Origin of the sequence: Thalassospira lucentensis (assembly GCF_050516545.1) — a bacterium.
GTDB lineage: Bacteria > Pseudomonadota > Alphaproteobacteria > Rhodospirillales > Thalassospiraceae > Thalassospira > Thalassospira lucentensis_C.
In genome coordinates this window covers 137,529-158,629 of the sequence record NZ_CP191544.1, presented here as the reverse complement: position 1 = coordinate 158,629, position 21,101 = coordinate 137,529, and the positions used below count along the sequence as shown (strand labels likewise).

Sequence of the window (21,101 nt, the reverse complement as noted above, 5' to 3'; positions counted from 1 at the left end):
CGACAAAAAATATGTTCCAACAAAACGATAACATTTCACAACCATCCGGGCATATGTTTTATCGACCCACTACGCAATGATCACTGTGCTTCCTATATCTAGGAACGGAACGGCAGATTTTCGATCATGACAAGGACACGTAAAAATGGCTTATGCTCCAGAACAGGTTCAGTTTTTGGTTCCCAAACTCTCAACCGGAAATAGCCCTTTTTCGCTTGCCCTGATAAGACAGCAATCGGCATTGGCTAGTGTCCATACTGGTGACCGCGATCCATATGACCCATTTTCTCCAAGTGTCGAGCAAACCGGTTCAAACCGGCCTTTCACTGATATTGAGCTGGGGTCAAATGATTTCCAGATCCCGTCGTCTCCTGGAAGTGCCCAGTTTGGTAACTATTCTGGCGACAATGCCTCCAGTTCCTTCCTCTCTCCCTCAGAAGCCGAAGGCGGCTCGACTTATGAGCCAACGGTAGCACCCGAAAGCAGCGCCGGTCCAACGACCGAGCAGCGCTTTGCACCCGAAGCACCTTCCTCACCAGAAAACAACAGTTTCAATCCTTCGGGTTCTTCAGCTTCCAATCGCTCGGCTGGCGGCGGAGGATCGTCAGCCGGTGCTGAAGCATCTTCTATCTCAGCAAGCGAAGCCGACACCCCCACATTGTCATTGGAAACGACTGCCTCTGGCACCGAAGATGGCCCGATTTCTATTGATATCGATGCAGCCCTCACCGATCCGAGTGAAGTGCTAACGGTTACCATTTCCAACATCCCGGAAGGCTCGACCCTGTCGGCCGGCACGGTCAATCCAGATGGCACGGTGACCCTGACCGCAGACGAGCTCGATGGCCTGACCATCACACCTCCGGAAAATTATAGCGGTTCCTTTGATCTTGAGGTTACCGCGACCTCCACCGATGGTCCGACTTCCGCATCTGTTACCGACACCATTTCTGTCACGGTTGAAGCAGAGGCAGATGCGCCAACACTTGACGTTGCCGATGCCGCAGGTACTGAAGATACTGCCATCGCACTTGATATCGATGCTGGCCTGACGGACGCAGGTGAAGTCCTCTCCGTCACTGTCTCCAACATTCCAGAGGGCGCAAGCCTCTCGGCAGGCACCGTCAATCCAGATGGCACGGTTACCCTGACCGCAGACGAGCTTGATGGTCTAACCATCACACCGCCGGCGGATTACAGCGGATCGTTTGATCTTGGTATTACCGCAACTTCGACCGATGGCACGGATACGGCTTCTGTCTCTGACACGATCTCGGTATCCGTTGAAGGCGAAGCTGACGCGCCGACCTTGAACACCTCCGATGCCACCGGCACCGAAGACAATCCGATTGCACTCGACATTGATGCTGGTTTGACCGATAGCGGCGAAGTCCTCTCCGTCACCGTCTCCAACATTCCGGAAGGCGCCACCCTCTCGGCCGGCACGGTAAACCCGGATGGCACGGTCACCCTGACCGCAGACGAACTTGATGGTCTGACCATCACACCGCCGGCGGATTACAGTGGATCGTTTGATCTTGGCGTCACCGCAACTTCGACCGATGGCACCGATACGGCTTCTGTCTCGGATACCCTCACCGTAGATGTCACCGGCGAAGCTGACGCCCCGACCCTCGATGTTGCGGACGCAATCGGCACCGAAGACAGCCCGATTGCACTCGACATTGATGCTGGTTTGACCGATAGCGGCGAAGTCCTGTCCGTCACCGTTTCCAACATCCCGGAAGGCGCAACCCTGTCGGCCGGCACCGTCAATCCGGATGGCACGGTGACCCTGACCGCAGACGAGCTTGATGGTCTAACCATCACCCCGCCGGCGGATTACAGTGGATCGTTTGATCTTGGCGTCACTGCAACTTCGACTGACGGCACCGATACGGCTTCTGTTTCTGACAGCATCTCGGTATCCGTCGAAGGCGAAGCCGACGCGCCGGCCCTCGATGTTACCGATGCCTCCGGTACAGAAGACACTGCCATTGCGCTTGACATTGATGCGGGCCTCACCGATAGCGGTGAAGTTCTGTCCGTCACCGTCTCCAACATCCCGGAAGGCGCGACCCTCTCGGCCGGCACCGTCAATCCGGATGGCACGGTGACCCTGACCGCAGACGAGCTTGATGGTCTAACCATCACCCCGCCGGCGGATTACAGTGGATCGTTTGATCTTGGCGTCACTGCAACTTCGACTGACGGCACCGATACGGCTTCTGTTTCTGACAGCATCTCGGTATCCGTCGAAGGCGAAGCCGACGCGCCGGCCCTCGATGTTACCGATGCCTCCGGTACAGAAGACACTGCCATTGCGCTTGACATAGATGCGGGCCTCACCGATAGCGGTGAAGTTCTCTCGATCACCGTCTCCAACATCCCGGAAGGCGCGACCCTCTCGGCCGGCACCGTCAATCCGGATGGCACGGTGACCCTGACCGCAGACGAGCTTGATGGTCTAACCATCACCCCGCCGGCGGATTACAGTGGATCGTTTGATCTTGGCGTCACTGCAACTTCGACTGACGGCACCGATACGGCTTCTGTTTCTGACAGCATCTCGGTATCCGTCGAAGGCGAAGCTGACGCGCCGACCCTGGGTGTCACCGATGCCACCGGCACCGAAGATACCGCCATCGCACTCGAAATCGATGCGGGCCTCACCGATAGCGGTGAAGTTCTGTCCGTCACCGTCTCCAACATCCCGGAAGGCGCGACCCTCTCGGCCGGCACCGTCAATCCGGACGGCACGGTTACCCTGACCGCAGACGAGCTTGATGGTCTGACCATCACCCCGCCAACTGATTACAGCGGATCGTTTGATCTCGGTGTCACCGCAACTTCGGCCGATGGCACCGATACAGCTTCTGTCTCGGATACCCTCACCGTAGATGTCACCGGCGAAGCTGACGCCCCGACCCTCGACGTTGCGGACGCAACCGGCACCGAAGACACCCCGATTGCACTCGACATTGATGCTGGCCTCACCGATAGCGGTGAAGTTCTGTCCGTCACCGTCTCCAACATCCCGGAAGGCGCGACCCTCTCGGCCGGCACCGTCAATCCGGACGGCACCGTTACCCTGACCGCAGACGAGCTTGATGGTCTGACCATCACCCCGCCAACTGATTACAGCGGATCGTTTGATCTCGGTGTCACCGCAACTTCGGCCGATGGCACCGATACAGCTTCTGTCTCGGATACCCTCACCGTAGATGTCACCGGCGAAGCTGACACCCCGACCCTCGATGTTGCGGACGCAATCGGCACCGAAGACAGCCCGATTGCACTCGACATTGATGCTGGTTTGACCGATAGCGGCGAAGTCCTGTCCGTCACCGTCTCCAACATCCCGGAAGGCGCAACCCTCTCGGCGGGTACCGTCAATCCGGATGGCACCGTTACCCTGACCGCTGACGAGCTTAATGGTCTGACCATCACACCGCCGGCGGATTACAGTGGATCGTTTGATCTTGGCGTCACCGCAACTTCGGCCGATGGCACCGATACAGCTTCTGTCTCGGATACCCTCACCGTAGATGTCACCGGCGAAGCTGACGCCCCGACCCTCGATGTTGCGGACGCAATCGGCACCGAAGACAGCCCGATTGCACTCGACATTGATGCTGGTTTGACCGATAGCGGCGAAGTCCTGTCCGTCACCGTTTCCAACATCCCGGAAGGCGCAACCCTGTCGGCCGGCACCGTCAATCCGGATGGCACGGTGACCCTGACCGCAGACGAGCTTGATGGTCTGACCATCACCCCGCCGGCGGATTACAGTGGATCGTTTGATCTTGGCGTCACTGCAACTTCGACTGACGGCACCGATACGGCTTCTGTTTCTGACAGCATCTCGGTATCCGTCGAAGGCGAAGCCGACGCGCCGGCCCTCGATGTTACCGATGCCTCCGGTACAGAAGACACTGCCATTGCGCTTGACATAGATGCGGGCCTCACCGATAGCGGTGAAGTTCTCTCGATCACCGTCTCCAACATCCCGGAAGGCGCGACCCTCTCGGCCGGCACCGTCAATCCGGATGGCACGGTGACCCTGACCGCAGACGAGCTTGATGGTCTAACCATCACCCCGCCGGCGGATTACAGTGGATCGTTTGATCTTGGCGTCACTGCAACTTCGACTGACGGCACCGATACGGCTTCTGTTTCTGACAGCATCTCGGTATCCGTCGAAGGCGAAGCCGACGCGCCGGCCCTCGATGTTACCGATGCCTCCGGTACAGAAGACACTGCCATTGCGCTTGACATAGATGCGGGCCTCACCGATAGCGGTGAAGTTCTCTCGATCACCGTCTCCAACATCCCGGAAGGCGCGACCCTCTCGGCCGGCACCGTCAATCCGGATGGCACGGTGACCCTGACCGCAGACGAGCTTGATGGTCTAACCATCACCCCGCCGGCGGATTACAGTGGATCGTTTGATCTTGGCGTCACTGCAACTTCGACTGACGGCACCGATACGGCTTCTGTTTCTGACAGCATCTCGGTATCCGTCGAAGGCGAAGCTGACGCGCCGACCCTGGGTGTCACCGATGCCACCGGCACCGAAGATACCGCCATCGCACTCGAAATCGATGCGGGCCTCACCGATAGCGGTGAAGTTCTGTCCGTCACCGTCTCCAACATCCCGGAAGGCGCGACCCTCTCGGCCGGCACCGTCAATCCGGACGGCACGGTTACCCTGACCGCAGACGAGCTTGATGGTCTGACCATCACCCCGCCAACTGATTACAGCGGATCGTTCGATCTCGGTATCACCGCAACTTCGGCCGATGGCACCGATACAGCTTCTGTCTCTGACACGATTTCTGTCTCTGTTGAAGGGGAAGCTGACGCCCCGACACTCGACGTTGTGGACGCAACCGGCACCGAAGACAGCCCGATTGCACTCGACATCGATGCAGGCCTCACCGATAGCGGTGAAGTTCTGTCCGTCACCGTCTCCAACATCCCGGAAGGCGCAACCCTCTCGGCTGGCACGGTAAACCCGGACGGCACGGTTACCCTGACCGCAGACGAGCTTGATGGTCTGACCATCACCCCGCCAACTGATTACAGCGGATCGTTCGATCTCGGTATCACCGCAACTTCGGCCGATGGCACCGATACAGCTTCTGTCTCGGATACCCTCACCGTAGATGTCACCGGCGAAGCTGACGCCCCGACCCTCGATGTTGCGGACGCAATCGGCACCGAAGACAGCCCGATTGCACTCGACATTGATGCTGGTTTGACCGATAGCGGCGAAGTCCTGTCCGTCACCGTCTCCAACATCCCGGAAGGCGCAACCCTCTCGGCGGGTACCGTCAATCCGGATGGCACGGTGACCCTGACCGCAGACGAGCTTAATGGTCTGACCATCACACCGCCGGCGGATTACAGTGGATCGTTTGATCTTGGCGTCACCGCAACTTCGGCCGATGGCACCGATACAGCTTCTGTCTCGGATACCCTCACCGTAGATGTCACCGGCGAAGCTGACGCCCCGACCCTCGATGTTGCGGACGCAATCGGCACCGAAGACAGCCCGATTGCACTCGACATTGATGCTGGTTTGACCGATAGCGGCGAAGTCCTGTCCGTCACCGTTTCCAACATCCCGGAAGGCGCAACCCTGTCGGCCGGCACCGTCAATCCGGATGGCACGGTGACCCTGACCGCAGACGAGCTTGATGGTCTGACCATCACCCCGCCGGCGGATTACAGTGGATCGTTTGATCTTGGCGTCACTGCAACTTCGACTGACGGCACCGATACGGCTTCTGTTTCTGACAGCATCTCGGTATCCGTCGAAGGCGAAGCCGACGCGCCGGCCCTCGATGTTACCGATGCCTCCGGTACAGAAGACACTGCCATTGCGCTTGACATAGATGCGGGCCTCACCGATAGCGGTGAAGTTCTCTCGATCACCGTCTCCAACATCCCGGAAGGCGCGACCCTCTCGGCCGGCACCGTCAATCCGGATGGCACGGTGACCCTGACCGCAGACGAGCTTGATGGTCTAACCATCACCCCGCCGGCGGATTACAGTGGATCGTTTGATCTTGGCGTCACTGCAACTTCGACTGACGGCACCGATACGGCTTCTGTTTCTGACAGCATCTCGGTATCCGTCGAAGGCGAAGCTGACGCGCCGACCCTGGGTGTCACCGATGCCACCGGCACCGAAGATACCGCCATCGCACTCGAAATCGATGCGGGCCTCACCGATAGCGGTGAAGTTCTGTCCGTCACCGTCTCCAACATCCCGGAAGGCGCGACCCTCTCGGCCGGCACCGTCAATCCGGACGGCACCGTTACCCTGACCGCAGACGAGCTTGATGGTCTGACCATCACCCCGCCAACTGATTACAGCGGATCGTTTGATCTCGGTGTCACCGCAACTTCGGCCGATGGCACCGATACAGCTTCTGTCTCGGATACCCTCACCGTGGATGTCACCGGCGAAGCTGACGCCCCGACCCTCGATGTTACCGATGCAGCGGGCACCGAAGATACCGCCATCGCACTTGATATCGATGCGGGCCTCACCGATAGCGGTGAAGTCCTCTCCGTCACCGTCTCCAACATTCCGGAAGGCGCAACCCTCTCGGTCGGCACCGTCAATCCGGATGGCACGGTTACCCTGACAGCAGACGAGCTTGATGGCCTGACCATCACCCCACCGGCGGATTACAGCGGATCGTTCGATCTCGGTGTCACGGCCACTTCGACTGATGGTACGGATACCGCCACCACCAGCGATACGCTGAATGTATCCGTCGAAGGCGAAGCTGATGCACCTACCTTGGGTGTCACCGATGCCACCGGCACCGAAGATACTGCCATTGCGCTTGACGTTGACGCCGCTCTGACAGACAGCAGCGAAGTTCTGTCCGTCACTGTATCAAACATTCCAGAGGGCGCGACCCTCTCGGCAGGTACCGTCAATCCGGATGGCACGGTTACCCTGACCGCAGACGAGCTTGATGGTCTGACCATCACGCCACCGGCGGATTACAGTGGATCGTTTGATCTTGGCGTCACCGCAACTTCGACCGATGGCACGGATACCGCCACCACCAGCGATACGCTGAATGTATCCGTCGAAGGCGAAGCTGATGCACCTACCTTGGGTGTCACCGATGCCACCGGCACCGAAGATACCGCCATCGCACTTGATATCGATGCTGGCCTGACGGACGCAGGTGAAGTCCTCTCCGTCACCGTCTCCAACATTCCAGAGGGCGCGACCCTCTCGGCCGGCACGGTCAATCCGGACGGCACGGTTACCCTGACCGCAGACGAGCTTGATGGTCTGACCATCACGCCACCGGCGGATTACAGTGGATCGTTTGATCTTGGCGTCACCGCAACTTCGACCGATGGCACGGATACCGCCACCACCAGCGATACGCTGAATGTATCCGTCGAAGGCGAAGCTGATGCACCTACCTTGGGTGTCACCGATGCCACCGGCACCGAAGATACTGCCATCGCACTGGATATCGATGCGGGCCTCACCGATAGCGGAGAAGTTCTGTCCGTCACCGTCTCCAACATTCCAGAAGGCGCAACCCTCTCGGCAGGTACCGTCAATCCGGATAGCACGGTTACCCTGACCGCTGACGAGCTTGATGGCCTGACCATCACCCCACCGGCGGATTACAGTGGATCGTTTGATCTTGGCGTCACCGCAACTTCGACCGATGGCACGGATACGGCTTCTGTCTCTGACACGATTTCTGTCTCTGTTGAAGGCGAAGCTGACGCCCCGACCCTCGATGTTGCGGATGCCTCCGGTACAGAAGACACTGCCATTGCGCTTGACGTTGACGCCGCTCTGACAGACAGCAGCGAAGTTCTCTCCGTCACCGTTTCCAACATTCCAGAGGGCGCGACCCTCTCGGCAGGCACGGTCAATCCGGACGGCACCGTTACCCTGACCGCTGACGAGCTTGATGGTCTGACCATCACCCCACCGGCGGATTACAGTGGATCGTTTGATCTTGGCGTCACCGCAACTTCGGCCGATGGCACCGATACAGCTTCTGTCTCGGATACCCTCACCGTGGATGTCACCGGCGAAGCTGACGCCCCAACACTTGACGTTGCCGATGCCGCAGGTACTGAAGATACTGCCATCGCACTTGATATCGATGCTGGCCTGACGGACGCAGGTGAAGTCCTCTCCGTCACCGTCTCCAACATTCCAGAAGGCGCAACCCTCTCGGCCGGCACCGTCAATCCGGATGGCACGGTTACCCTGACCGCAGACGAGCTTGATGGTCTGACCATCACGCCACCGGCGGATTACAGCGGATCGTTCGATCTCGGTGTCACGGCCACTTCGACTGATGGTACCGATACGGCTTCTGTTTCTGACACAATCTCGGTATCTGTCGAAGGTGAAGCAGACGCCCCGACCCTCGATGTTACCGATGCAGCGGGCACCGAAGACAGCCCGATTGCACTCGACATTGATGCGGGCCTCACCGATAGCGATGAAGTTCTGTCGGTAACTGTGTCCAACATTCCGGAAGGCGCCACCCTCTCGGCCGGCACGGTCAATCCGGATGGCACGGTTACCCTGACCGCTGACGAGCTTGATGGTCTGACCATCACACCGCCGGCGGATTACAGCGGATCGTTCGATCTTGGTGTCACCGCAACTTCGGCCGATGGCACCGATACAGCTTCTGTCTCGGATACCCTCACCGTGGATGTCACCGGCGAAGCTGACGCCCCAACACTTGACGTTGCCGATGCCGCAGGTACTGAAGATACTGCCATCGCACTTGATATCGATGCGGGCCTCACCGATAGCGGTGAAGTCCTCTCCGTCACCGTCTCCAACATTCCAGAGGGCGCGACCCTCTCGGCCGGCACGGTCAATCCGGACGGCACGGTTACCCTGACCGCAGACGAGCTTGATGGTCTGACCATCACGCCACCGGCGGATTACAGCGGATCGTTTGATCTTGGCGTCACCGCAACTTCGACCGATGGCACCGACACGGCTTCTGTCTCTGACACGATTTCTGTCTCTGTTGAAGGCGAAGCTGATGCACCTACCTTGGGTGTCACCGATGCCTCCGGCACCGAAGATACCGCCATCGCACTTGATATCGATGCTGGCCTGACGGACGCAGGTGAAGTCCTCTCCGTCACCGTCTCCAACATTCCAGAGGGCGCGACCCTCTCGGCCGGCACGGTCAATCCGGATGGCACGGTTACCCTGACCGCTGACGAGCTTGATGGTCTGACCATCACCCCACCGGCGGATTACAGTGGATCGTTTGATCTTGGCGTCACCGCAACTTCGACCGATGGCACGGATACCGCCACCACCAGCGATACGCTGAATGTATCCGTCGAAGGCGAAGCTGATGCACCTACCTTGGGTGTCACCGATGCCACCGGCACCGAAGATACTGCCATTGCGCTTGACGTTGACGCCGCTCTGACAGACAGCAGCGAAGTTCTGTCCGTCACTGTATCCAACATTCCAGAGGGCGCGACCCTCTCGGCCGGCACGGTCAATCCGGATGGTACAGTTACCCTGACCGCAGACGAACTTGATGGCCTGACCATCACGCCACCGGCGGATTACAGCGGGTCGTTCGATCTTGGTGTCACCGCAACTTCGGCCGATGGCACCGATACAGCTTCTGTCTCGGATACCCTCACCGTGGATGTCACCGGCGAAGCTGACGCCCCAACACTTGACGTTGCCGATGCCGCAGGTACTGAAGATACTGCCATCGCACTTGATATCGATGCTGGCCTGACGGACGCAGGTGAAGTCCTCTCCGTCACCGTCTCCAACATTCCAGAAGGCGCAACCCTCTCGGCCGGCACCGTCAATCCGGATGGCACGGTTACCCTGACCGCAGACGAGCTTGATGGTCTGACCATCACGCCACCGGCGGATTACAGTGGATCGTTTGATCTTGGCGTCACCGCAACTTCGACCGATGGCACGGATACGGCTTCTGTCTCTGACACGATTTCTGTCTCTGTTGAAGGCGAAGCTGACGCCCCGACCCTCGATGTTGCGGATGCCTCCGGTACAGAAGATACTGCCATTGCGCTTGACGTTGACGCCGCTCTGACAGACAGCAGCGAAGTCCTCTCCGTCACCGTCTCCAACATTCCAGAAGGCGCAACCCTCTCGGCAGGTACCGTCAATCCGGATAGCACGGTTACCCTGACCGCTGACGAGCTTGATGGCCTGACCATCACCCCACCGGCGGATTACAGTGGATCGTTTGATCTTGGCGTCACCGCAACTTCGACCGATGGCACGGATACGGCTTCTGTCTCTGACACGATTTCTGTCTCTGTTGAAGGCGAAGCTGACGCCCCGACCCTCGATGTTGCGGATGCCTCCGGTACAGAAGACACTGCCATTGCGCTTGACGTTGACGCCGCTCTGACAGACAGCAGCGAAGTTCTCTCCGTCACCGTTTCCAACATTCCAGAGGGCGCGACCCTCTCGGCAGGCACGGTCAATCCGGACGGCACCGTTACCCTGACCGCAGACGAACTTGATGGCCTGACCATCACACCGCCGGCGGATTACAGCGGATCGTTCGATCTTGGTGTCACCGCAACTTCGGCCGATGGCACCGATACAGCTTCTGTCTCGGATACCCTCACCGTGGATGTCACCGGCGAAGCTGACGCCCCAACACTTGACGTTGCCGATGCCGCAGGTACTGAAGATACTGCCATCGCACTTGATATCGATGCTGGCCTGACGGACGCAGGTGAAGTCCTCTCCGTCACCGTCTCCAACATTCCAGAAGGCGCAACCCTCTCGGCCGGCACCGTCAATCCGGATGGCACGGTTACCCTGACCGCAGACGAGCTTGATGGTCTGACCATCACGCCACCGGCGGATTACAGCGGATCGTTCGATCTCGGTGTCACGGCCACTTCGACTGATGGTACCGATACGGCTTCTGTTTCTGACACAATCTCGGTATCTGTCGAAGGTGAAGCAGACGCCCCGACCCTCGATGTTACCGATGCAGCGGGCACCGAAGACAGCCCGATTGCACTCGACATTGATGCGGGCCTCACCGATAGCGATGAAGTTCTGTCGGTAACTGTGTCCAACATTCCGGAAGGCGCCACCCTCTCGGCCGGCACGGTCAATCCGGATGGCACGGTTACCCTGACCGCTGACGAGCTTGATGGTCTGACCATCACACCGCCGGCGGATTACAGCGGATCGTTCGATCTTGGTGTCACCGCAACTTCGGCCGATGGCACCGATACAGCTTCTGTCTCGGATACCCTCACCGTGGATGTCACCGGCGAAGCTGACGCCCCAACCCTCGATGTTGCGGACGCAATCGGCACCGAAGACAGCCCGATTGCACTCGACATTGATGCTGGTTTGACCGATAGCGGCGAAGTCCTGTCCGTCACCGTCTCCAACATCCCGGAAGGCGCAACCCTCTCGGCCGGCACCGTCAATCCGGATGGCACGGTTACCCTGACCGCTGACGAGCTTGATGGTCTGACCATCACCCCACCGGCGGATTACAGTGGATCGTTCGATCTGGGGATCACGGCCACTTCGACCGATGGCACCGATACGGCTTCTGTCTCGGATACCCTCACCGTGGATGTCACCGGCGAAGCTGATGCACCTACCTTGGGTGTCACCGATGCCTCCGGCACCGAAGATACCCCGATTGCACTCGACATTGATGCTGGTTTGACCGATAGCGGAGAAGTTCTGTCCGTCACCGTCTCCAACATTCCAGAGGGCGCAACCCTCTCGGCAGGTACCGTCAATCCGGATGGCACGGTTACCCTGACCGCTGACGAGCTTGATGGCCTGACCATCACCCCACCGGCGGATTACAGTGGATCGTTCGATCTTGGCGTAACGGCGACATCTACATATGGTACCGATACGGTTTCGATCAGCGACACTGTTTCGCTTCAGGTCAATCCGGTCGCAGATGCCCCGACCCTGAGCGTCTCAATCGGCGAAGGCATCGCAACCGGAGCAGATGGTGGTTCAGGCCAAAACGACTTTGTCGATGATGGGCGCACAAACCATCAAGGTACGGATGGCGACGAGACCTATGTCATCGACCGTGACATGAACATGAATGAAAATATTGACCTGCGTGGCGGGAATGATGATGTCGTTTTGAACGGCGACACGAATCTGGGCAACAATATCCGTCTGGGTGATGGCAATGACAGTCTGACAATCAATGGTAATATCGGCCAAACTTCTGCACTGGATGGCGGTTCTGGTGACGATGTTTTGTATCTTGGAAAGCCATCTGCGTCCTATTCCTTGCAAAACTTCACAGACAATCAGGGCGTTATTAACACCCAGATCATTGATCTTGATACCGGACAGATGCTGACCGTAAACCAGATCGAAGCGATTTCGTTTGGTGACGGTGTTGTGGTTGGAAATGCAGATTTGGTGCAGTCTTCAGAACCAAGTGTCATTACCTACCCGGTGACCATTGATGCTGCGCTTAATGATGCTGATGGTTCGGAAACACTGAGCATAAACGTCACGGGGTTGCCTGAAGGTGTGACCTTGAATGCAGGCTCACTTAATTCTGACGGCAGTTGGACTCTTGAACCCGCCGAGCTGGATGGTTTGACCCTGACCACGCCTTCTGATTTCCGGGGCAGCATTGATCTTACCGTTACGGCCACTGCAACAGATGGGGCAGACACCAAATCAGTATCGACAACGCAAAGCATCAGCGTTGAAGATCAAGCCGATGCCCCAACCCTTGATGTCACAAGCGCAACCGGGAATGAAGACAGTGCCATCGCACTAGACATTGATGCAGGCCTTACCGATGCCAATGAAGTTCTGTCGGTCACTGTTTCGAACATTCCAGAAGGTGCAACCCTGTCGGCGGGTACTGTCAATCCGGACGGCACTGTTACCCTGACCGCAGATGAGCTCAATGGTCTGACCATCACGCCGCCGGCGGATTACAGCGGTTCGTTCGATCTTGGCGTAACGGCGACATCTACAGATGGCACTGATACGGCTTCTGCATCTGCAACATTGAACATCAATGTTGTTGGTGTGGCAGATACGCCAATCTTGAATGTCACCGACGCCAGCGGTAATGGTAATGACCCGATCAGCATTGATATTGAAGCGGGGTTAAACGACAGCAGTGAAATCCTGTCGGTAACAATCAGCAACATTCCCAATGGCGCGACATTCAATAAAGGCACCCTCAATACCGATGGAACGGTCACCCTGTCTGCTGACGAACTTGATGGCCTGACCATTACCTCACCCGATTGGTCTGTGGACAATTTCGAACTGTCAGTAACCGCAACCTCAACAGATGAGAATGATACGGCTTCGCTAACCGAGATCCTGACGGTCAATATCGAAAATGACAACACTCCCGGTGAAGTTGTCACTGGCAGTAACAAACCAGATATCATCAACACGGGTTCCGGCGACGATATAATCTATGCCGGAAATGCCCCCGATACTGTTAACTCCGGGGCTGGGGACGACACAATCTTTGGTGAGAATGGCACCGACATTCTGGAGGGTGGTACAGGCAATGACACCCTCTTTGGCGGGCACGGAAAAGACACGCTTGATGGGGGAGAAGGCAATGATATCCTTTTCGGGGGACAATCAAATGACCTTCTAACCGGTTCCGCCTCAGATCAATTATATGGCGAGAATAACAACGACGAAATCCGCTATACCGTTGATCTGTCTTCCAACCCGATCGGGGTTGTAGATGGTGGATCAGGCAATGATACACTCAAGCTATATCTGACTTCTGATCAATTGGCAGAAGGCGGTGTCAGAGACGCCCTTCAGGCACTGCAAGATCATATTGATGGCGGCGACAATGACAGCATCACTCTTGATGTATTGGCTCTTAAGGTCGTTGATATCGAAACTTTGGAAATCCATGTTGATGGTGTGCCAGTAAACCTCGACGATTTGATATCCGCTTCTTCCCCCACCTTGAATGTTAGCAATGCTGCAGGGAACGAAGACACGGCCATTGCCCTCGACATTGATGCTGCTTTGGCCGGTTCTGCTGAAGCTTTATCGGTAACCATCGGCAACATTCCAGAAGGCGCGACCCTTTCGGCGGGTACGGCTAATACAAATGGCACAGTGACCCTGACCGCAGATGAACTTAATGGTTTGACCATTACACCTCCGGCGGATTACAGCGGATCGTTCGATCTTGATATCTCTGCCACCTCGACCGAGGGGGGCGATACGGCTTCTGCATCTGAAACACTGAATATCAGTGTTGCGGGCGTCGCTGATACACCGACCCTGAACGTCACGGATGCCAGCGGAAATGGTAGTGATCCGATCAGCATCGATATCGATGCCGGGTTAAGCGATAGCAGTGAAATACTGTCGGTAACAATTGGCAACATCCCCAATGGTGCGACATTTAACAATGGCACCGTCAACGCCGATGGCACCGTAACCCTTACCGCGGATCAGCTTGATGGCCTGACCGTTACCATGCCAAACAACTGTGTCGATAATTGTGAATTAACCATAACGGCAACCGCCACAGATGGCAGCGACAGCACGTCGGTAAATGGCACTTTGAATATCGATATCAGTAACACCCCGGGTTATATCGCACATGGCACCTGGTGGTCCGATCACATCGCGATGGGTGATGGCGGGGACCTTGTTTTTGCCCATAGCGGAAATGATACGGTTCTGGCCGGTGGCGGCGACGACACGGTATATGGCGATAGTGGCCACGATGTTATTCAAGGAGAAACCGGCGATGACACGCTTTACGGTGGATCGGGCGCGGATACACTTGACGGCGGAGAAGGCACCGACATTCTAGCTGGCGGCAGCTGGAATGACACCCTGACAGGATCAGGCCCGGATCGTCTGTACGGCGAAAGTGACAATGACGAACTCAACTACACTGTTGACCTGACATCAGACGAAATCGGTGTGGTTGATGGCGGATGGAATTATGATGTTCTCAAACTGCATCTGACATCAGATCAACTCAACAGTGATGGTGTTCGTGATGCTCTTCAGGCGCTGCAAAGCCATGTTGAATCCGGCTCATCTCATAGCATCACGCTTGATGCCCTTAACTTGAAAATCGATGACATTGAAACCGTTGAGCTTTATCTTGATGGTGAAGTTGTTGCATTTGATGCCTTGCCAGTAGCTGCACCGACCCTGAATGTCGCGCTTCCTGGAGTAGTCCTGGAGGATGCATCAACCCCGCTGACCATTGATGTTGGCGTGCTCGCACCCGGTGAATTACTTGAAGTGACCATTGAAGGTCTGACTTCGGATCAGACGCTGAGTGCCGGGGTTCTTAACCCGGATGGTTCATGGACCTTGACCGGAGATGAACTTGCAGGCTTGACCATTACAGCATTGGAACCGGGAAGTGGTCTCTTGCAGGTCACTGCCACGGTCAATGACCCAATCACCGGCACAAGCAACAGCAGCCTTGCCGAGATTAATCTTGAAGTACTCAACGTTGCTGATGCGCCAATCCTGAACCTTGGCCTGCCGGGCATTGTTCTGGAAAACAATGCAACTCCTCTGACCATTGATGTTGGTGTACTGGCACCCGGTGAATTACTTGAAGTGACCATTGAAGGTCTGACTTCGGATCAGACGCTGAGTGCCGGGGTTCTTAACCCGGATGGTTCATGGACCTTGACCGGAGATGAACTTGCAGGCTTGACCATTACAGCATTGGAACCGGGAAGTGGTGTCTTGCAGGTCACTGCCACGGTCAATGATCCGATCACGGGAACAAGCAACAGCAGCCTTGCAGAAATCAACCTTGAGGTACTGAACGTTGCTGATGCACCGATCCTGAACCTTGGCCTGCCGGGCATTGTTCTGGAAAACAATGCAACCCCGCTGACCATCGATGTTGGTGTGCTGGCACCTGGCGAAGTGCTTGAAGTGACCATTGAAGGTCTGACTTCGGATCAGACGCTGAGTGCCGGGGTTCTTAACCCGGATGGTTCATGGACCTTGACCGGAGATGAACTTGCAGGCTTGACCATTACAGCATTGGAACCGGGAAGTGGTCTCTTGCAGGTCACTGCCACGGTCAATGACCCAATCACCGGCACAAGCAACAGCAGCCTTGCCGAGATCAGTCTTGAGGTGCTCAATGTTGCTGATGCGCCGATCCTGAACCTTGGCCTGCCGGGGATTGTGGTTGAGGACAGTCCGTCACCGCTTACAATTGATGTTGGTGTGCTTGCACCTGACGAATTACTTGAAGTGACTGTCGAAGGCCTGAGCTCCGATCAGACGCTGAGCGCAGGAGAACTCAATCCCGATGGCTCATGGAGCCTGACCGGAGATGAACTAACCGATTTGACCATTACGGCACTGGAACCGGGAAGTAGCGTTCTGCAAATTACCGCAACGATCAGCGATCCTGTCAGCGGCACAAGCAACAGCAGCCTTGCTGAAATCAATCTTGAAGTTCTTAATGTCGTAGATACACCAGTCATCGATATTGATATTCCGTCAATCGCAATCGAAGACAATGCGACACCTCTTACAATCACAGTGAGCGATCTGGCTGTGACAGAAGAACTGTCCGTAACCATTGACGGCGTCGATAACGGTGCCACACTGAATTCAGGTACGTTAAACCCCGATGGAAGTTATAGTCTTGAACTTGCCGACCTTGTTGGTTTGACGATCACACCTGAAACAGCAGATGATCTTCATCTTACGGTGACCGCGTCGGTAAGTGACACGTCATCGGCCACGAATGCAGAAACATCTGCAACAATTGATATTGATGTCGAGTCCAATCCGATTGATCCATTGATCTAGAAGAGCCTGACAGGAGAAAAAGCACTGTGGAACAAACAACAGGCAGCGAGGATATGACAGCATCTCGTCCGATACGGCTTTTGATTTGCGATGATTCAGTCTTTATGCGGATGGCGGTTCGCACTTTGTGCGATGCTCATCCTGATATCGAAATCATCGGTGAAGCAGAAGATGGCGAAGACGCAATCAATGCCGTCAGAGAACTGTCGCCTGATATTGTCACCATGGACATTTCAATGCCCGGACTTGACGGTGTTGCCGCAACCACAGAAATCGCACAGAAGCACGATGTGCCGATCATTATCCTCAGTTCGCTGACAGAACGCCGTAGTGCGCTTGCAGAACGCCTCATGGAAGTTGGTGCGGTTGATGTGATCTGGAAATCAGCCTCACTAATGGACATCGATATAGACGGGATTGCCAATACAATTCTCGAAAAGATTCTGTTTTGGGGGCGGCATCACGCCCCCGCAAGCGACGATGAAATCAACGTTCGGGCCAAACCGTCCGAGGAAGATTGCATTGCCCTCTTAAACCGCTTCGGACTCAACAAAGACGCCAATAATTTTGTTCTAATGAGCATGGGGGCCGGCAGCCTCGACAGTGTCCCACACTTATTCGGGAAACTTGAGAACACTTGCCCTCCCATCATTATCCAGCCCAATGTACCACAATCCTGTCTGGACGGGTTTGTTCGCTATATTGGCAAAAGGGCGTCTATTCCTGTTCTGGTCGCGCAAGACGGACAGAACATCAAACCCGGACATATATACTGCGCCTTCCCATCCGCAGGACTTGCTTTGGAAAGCCTCAGGGAAAACAGCTTTTCATTTCGTGTGTCCCAAGGCGTGAGAAACCCGGAATTACAATTGTCATCGTTTCACCAAGCAATTGCTGCGATTAACGCAAGGCCAGTTACAATTATCTTGTCCGGTGCGTCTTCTGAGACGTGCTTAGGTATTGTCAATGCATCGACCAAGGGCGTCGTGATTGTTGAAACACCTGAAACATGTCCTGATGGCCAAGCCGCATCTAACATTGCCAGCACCTTTCCCCAAAGCCTTGTATGCCCGCCCGGAACAATTCCTGAATTGATGAGGGCGCTATGAGCCTATTGAACGACGCTCAAAAGGCGGACCTAAAATCAAAACTGAAAAAGCTTCAAGATGATTATGCCAATAGTATTCCTGAAAAACTGACGGAAATATCGGACAACTGGGAACAATGTGAATCCCCGCAGGATGAAGCATCAATTGATCGACTGATCCAGTCTATACACAAACTTGCAGGAACAGCCAAAACTTACGGATTTTCCGAACTCGGCATATTAGCTAACAATGCCGAAAATGAGCTTATTGATTTTCAGGAACAAACACTATCAGAGCGCAACCTTTCAGCTCCATCAGAAGCAATCGAAAAATTGCTCAAATATCGATAGATACAAAGAACCTTACAAAAGATTCACATACACAAGCCAGAGCATTAATAATTCCCTCCCCGAATTATGACAAACGGGCACGCGGTTTTGATGTGGTGTTCCGGGGGGCATAGAAGAGCGATGCAGCAACACTCATATGATATGAATATTGTCAGGCACCAGAAAAGATGACATCTGACTTCCTTTTAAACCAATAATTTAGCTTTCTGATTGCCAGAAAAGTTGACCCTGATTGACACAAAAGATGACAAAAAGCTGCGGAATTGACAGAAAAGCTGACATTTCTCGCACTGTCCTCTTTCCAATCAAAAAAAGAAGACCGGCGCACTTAGTACGCCGGTCGAGTTTGCACGTTATGTTCGCAACGTGCTCTCTGGCATGGCTCGCCAGTCAGGAAAGCCGGGACCGCGAGAATTAATGTTCAGGCTTGTTTCAACTCGCCGACAAATTCGGATGATTTCTCGCGCAGCGTTCTGTTGGTCAAGGTCAATGCTCGAACTTCTTCTTGCAGATTTTCACCAATGGCCTTGGCCTGATTTGCAACATGCTCGGCAGAGTGACTGTTTTCAAATGCACTTGCTGTTTCCGTCGCTGCGGATGACGAACTTCTGGCGATCTCGGCCGTTGCCGCATTTTGTTGCTGAATCGCGGCACTGACATTCGAGGTGATGTCTTCAAGGCGTGAAATCGCACTTCCAATGGCATCGCTGCTGATCACGGCGCGGTCAGTTTCGCTTTGAATGATGCGAATTCTGTTTTCTATTTCTTCAGTCACTTTGGCCGATTGCTGCGCAAGGTTTTTGACCTCATTGGCAACCACAACAAACCCCTTTCCGGCTTCACCGGCGCGTGCGGCTTCAATCGTCGCATTGAGCGCAAGGAGGTTGGTTTGTGCGGCAATATCAGCAATTAAAACAACAGCCCCGGCAATACTGTCGCCTGCCGCAACCAATGCATTAATGGCATTGCGAACATCCGCACCGGATTGGCCGACATCGGTTGAAACAAGCACGCAATCTTCAATCTGGGCTGAAATTTCCTTGATAGTGTTTGACATTTCCTCGGTCGCGGACGCAACCGCCTGAACACTTTCTGTCGCCCGCTCTGTTGCTTCGCGTGACCGGACCGAAACGCCAGCGGTTTGATCTGATGCACCAAGCATTTCAGTGACCGCCCCATCAACCCGTTCAAGGGTATTCTGGGTATCGGCAAGTGCAGCAACCACTGTATTTTCAAAATTGGCAACAATCTGATCACGCTGGTGTTTTTTGTCTGACGCCATTTGTTCTTCACGTTTTTTGGCATCCGTCTCAAGTTGTTTCTTGTCCTTCGAAGCATCCCGCAACGACACAACATCCTGACCAATCAGACCAAGTTCATCGCGGCGTGACTGAACAGAAACCGTAGCACTAAAATCACCCGCCACAATCCGCTTAAGATCCTGTCCCAATGCCAAAAGCGGTTTGACAACATCCCGATGCAACAGGAACGCCAGAATAGTTGCAAGAACAAACCCGACCAAAAGTCCACCAAGGATTCCCTTGCCCGCAAGTCCCGCCGTATGCTGAGCAGATGCAACAACCTGATCACGGAAAGACGTCAGCAATTCACCGCTTTTTGTTGCCGCCTGATCAATTGCAGTTTCATCGACCAGAAGCTGTTCCAGACTTTGGTTGAGTTCCTCAAAATCACTGCCAAATTTGGCAAAGTTTGTCTTATCACCATCAAGGTCGCCATAAACCTTTGCAGCATGTCGTTGCGTAGCCGTCGCCTGATCGAAGGCCGTCCGAAGGTGTTCATTGTCAGAGGCCATAACCATGTTTTGCAGCAACGACCGGAGCTTGAGCATCTCGCGCAGAACTTCTTCCGCCGAGCGCATAAAACTCTGACTATCGCCCATGGCAGCTATTGTATCACTGCTGATTTTCGTTGCTGTCGCAAAATCGGTCGAAAGAGTGTCACGCAACGCACTGACCTGACTGCCAATTTTGCGCAAGGCGATCTCGGCATCTGCGGCAGCAATGGCGTCACTGTCATTAAAAAACTTCTCAAATGACGCATCGAAGCTATCAATCAGGGATCCAACATTGGCCAGTTGGCTGTCTTTACCGCTCGTTTCAAGCTGATCCTGCAATTGACTTACATCGGTGCGAAAGGACGCACTTTGTTGCTGTACGCTTTCGGCCAAGTCCGGTTGCCACGTGTAGCTGAACTTCAGATTGGTTGACGCCAGTTTGTTGATCTGCTCCGCCAACACATTCACCTGTGAAAGGGCGTCAAACGCGGTAACTCGATCCATCTCGGCCTGGGCTGCAAGAACCGATTTTTCTTCAAACCGGACTTTGGCCGCATCTGTCTGTCGGGAAATATCGGCAAGGCGTTCTTCGAGAGCCGTTCTGATGGAAGTTTCCAGGGCCCGGTTCTGCTCGAACGTTGTGCGGAATGCGCTAATCATCTGGCTATAGCGATCAAGTTCAGTATTGATCTTATCCCCGGCCTTGACTTGGCCAGCTGACACTAATGCCTGCTTTGCTGCGATCGACGCCTTATTGGCAAGATCAAGGTCACCGGTCAATCGATACTCCGAAAGAGCCAACTGCGCGTTGCGCACATTCAGCACAAGCGATGCCGCGGCGTTCGCACTTTCATAGCGGTCACCCGACAATCGGTTCCCCCAATAACCCAAGCCGCCAACAACGGCAATAACCAGCACCAGCAAAAGGTTGCTTAGAACAAATTTCGTAGACAACGAAACATTGAGATTACGCATTTCCACCCCCGAACATGTTT

4 protein-coding genes are annotated in these 21,101 nt (G+C 55.2%); 3 read left to right on the top strand and 1 reads right to left on the bottom strand.

Annotation, left to right across the window (positions count from 1 at the left end; genetic code table 11):
* The first annotated feature begins 145 nt into the window (after positions 1 to 145).
* From ACQ0MK_RS00660 to ACQ0MK_RS00650, 3 genes are read left to right on the top strand one after another with little or no spacing between them, the layout of a single operon-like run.
* Positions 146 to 16,873 (top strand): hypothetical protein, encoded by a 16,728-nt coding sequence (locus ACQ0MK_RS00660; RefSeq protein WP_430474381.1) that lies wholly within the window; start codon positions 146 to 148, stop codon positions 16,871 to 16,873.
* 53 nt (positions 16,874 to 16,926) lie between these two features.
* Positions 16,927 to 17,982 carry a response regulator gene (locus tag ACQ0MK_RS00655; RefSeq protein WP_430474380.1) on the top strand — a complete coding sequence of 352 codons (1,056 nt, stop codon included), beginning with the start codon at positions 16,927 to 16,929 and terminating at the stop codon, positions 17,980 to 17,982.
* Positions 17,979 to 18,311 (top strand): Hpt domain-containing protein, encoded by a 333-nt coding sequence (locus tag ACQ0MK_RS00650; protein WP_430474379.1) that lies wholly within the window; start codon positions 17,979 to 17,981, stop codon positions 18,309 to 18,311. Before ACQ0MK_RS00655 ends, ACQ0MK_RS00650 begins: the two co-directional genes overlap by 4 nt.
* Positions 18,312 to 18,732: 421 nt before the next feature.
* Here the strand turns inward: ACQ0MK_RS00650 and ACQ0MK_RS00645 are convergent, their stop codons facing one another.
* Entirely contained in the window at positions 18,733 to 21,081 is a 2,349-nt protein-coding gene (locus ACQ0MK_RS00645; protein ID WP_430474378.1) for a methyl-accepting chemotaxis protein, read from the bottom strand.
* Positions 21,082 to 21,101 lie beyond the last annotated feature (20 nt).

What these genes read in the sequence shown, in the direction of transcription:
- ACQ0MK_RS00660 (WP_430474381.1), top strand. Translation starts at nt 146, where the DNA reads ATGGCTTATGCTCCAGAACAGGTTCAGTTTTTGGTTCCCAAACTCTCA.
- ACQ0MK_RS00655 (WP_430474380.1), top strand. Translation starts at nt 16,927, where the DNA reads ATGACAGCATCTCGTCCGATACGGCTTTTGATTTGCGATGATTCAGTC.
- ACQ0MK_RS00650 (WP_430474379.1), top strand. Translation starts at nt 17,979, where the DNA reads ATGAGCCTATTGAACGACGCTCAAAAGGCGGACCTAAAATCAAAACTG.
- ACQ0MK_RS00645 (WP_430474378.1), bottom strand. Translation starts at nt 21,081, where the DNA reads ATGCGTAATCTCAATGTTTCGTTGTCTACGAAATTTGTTCTAAGCAAC.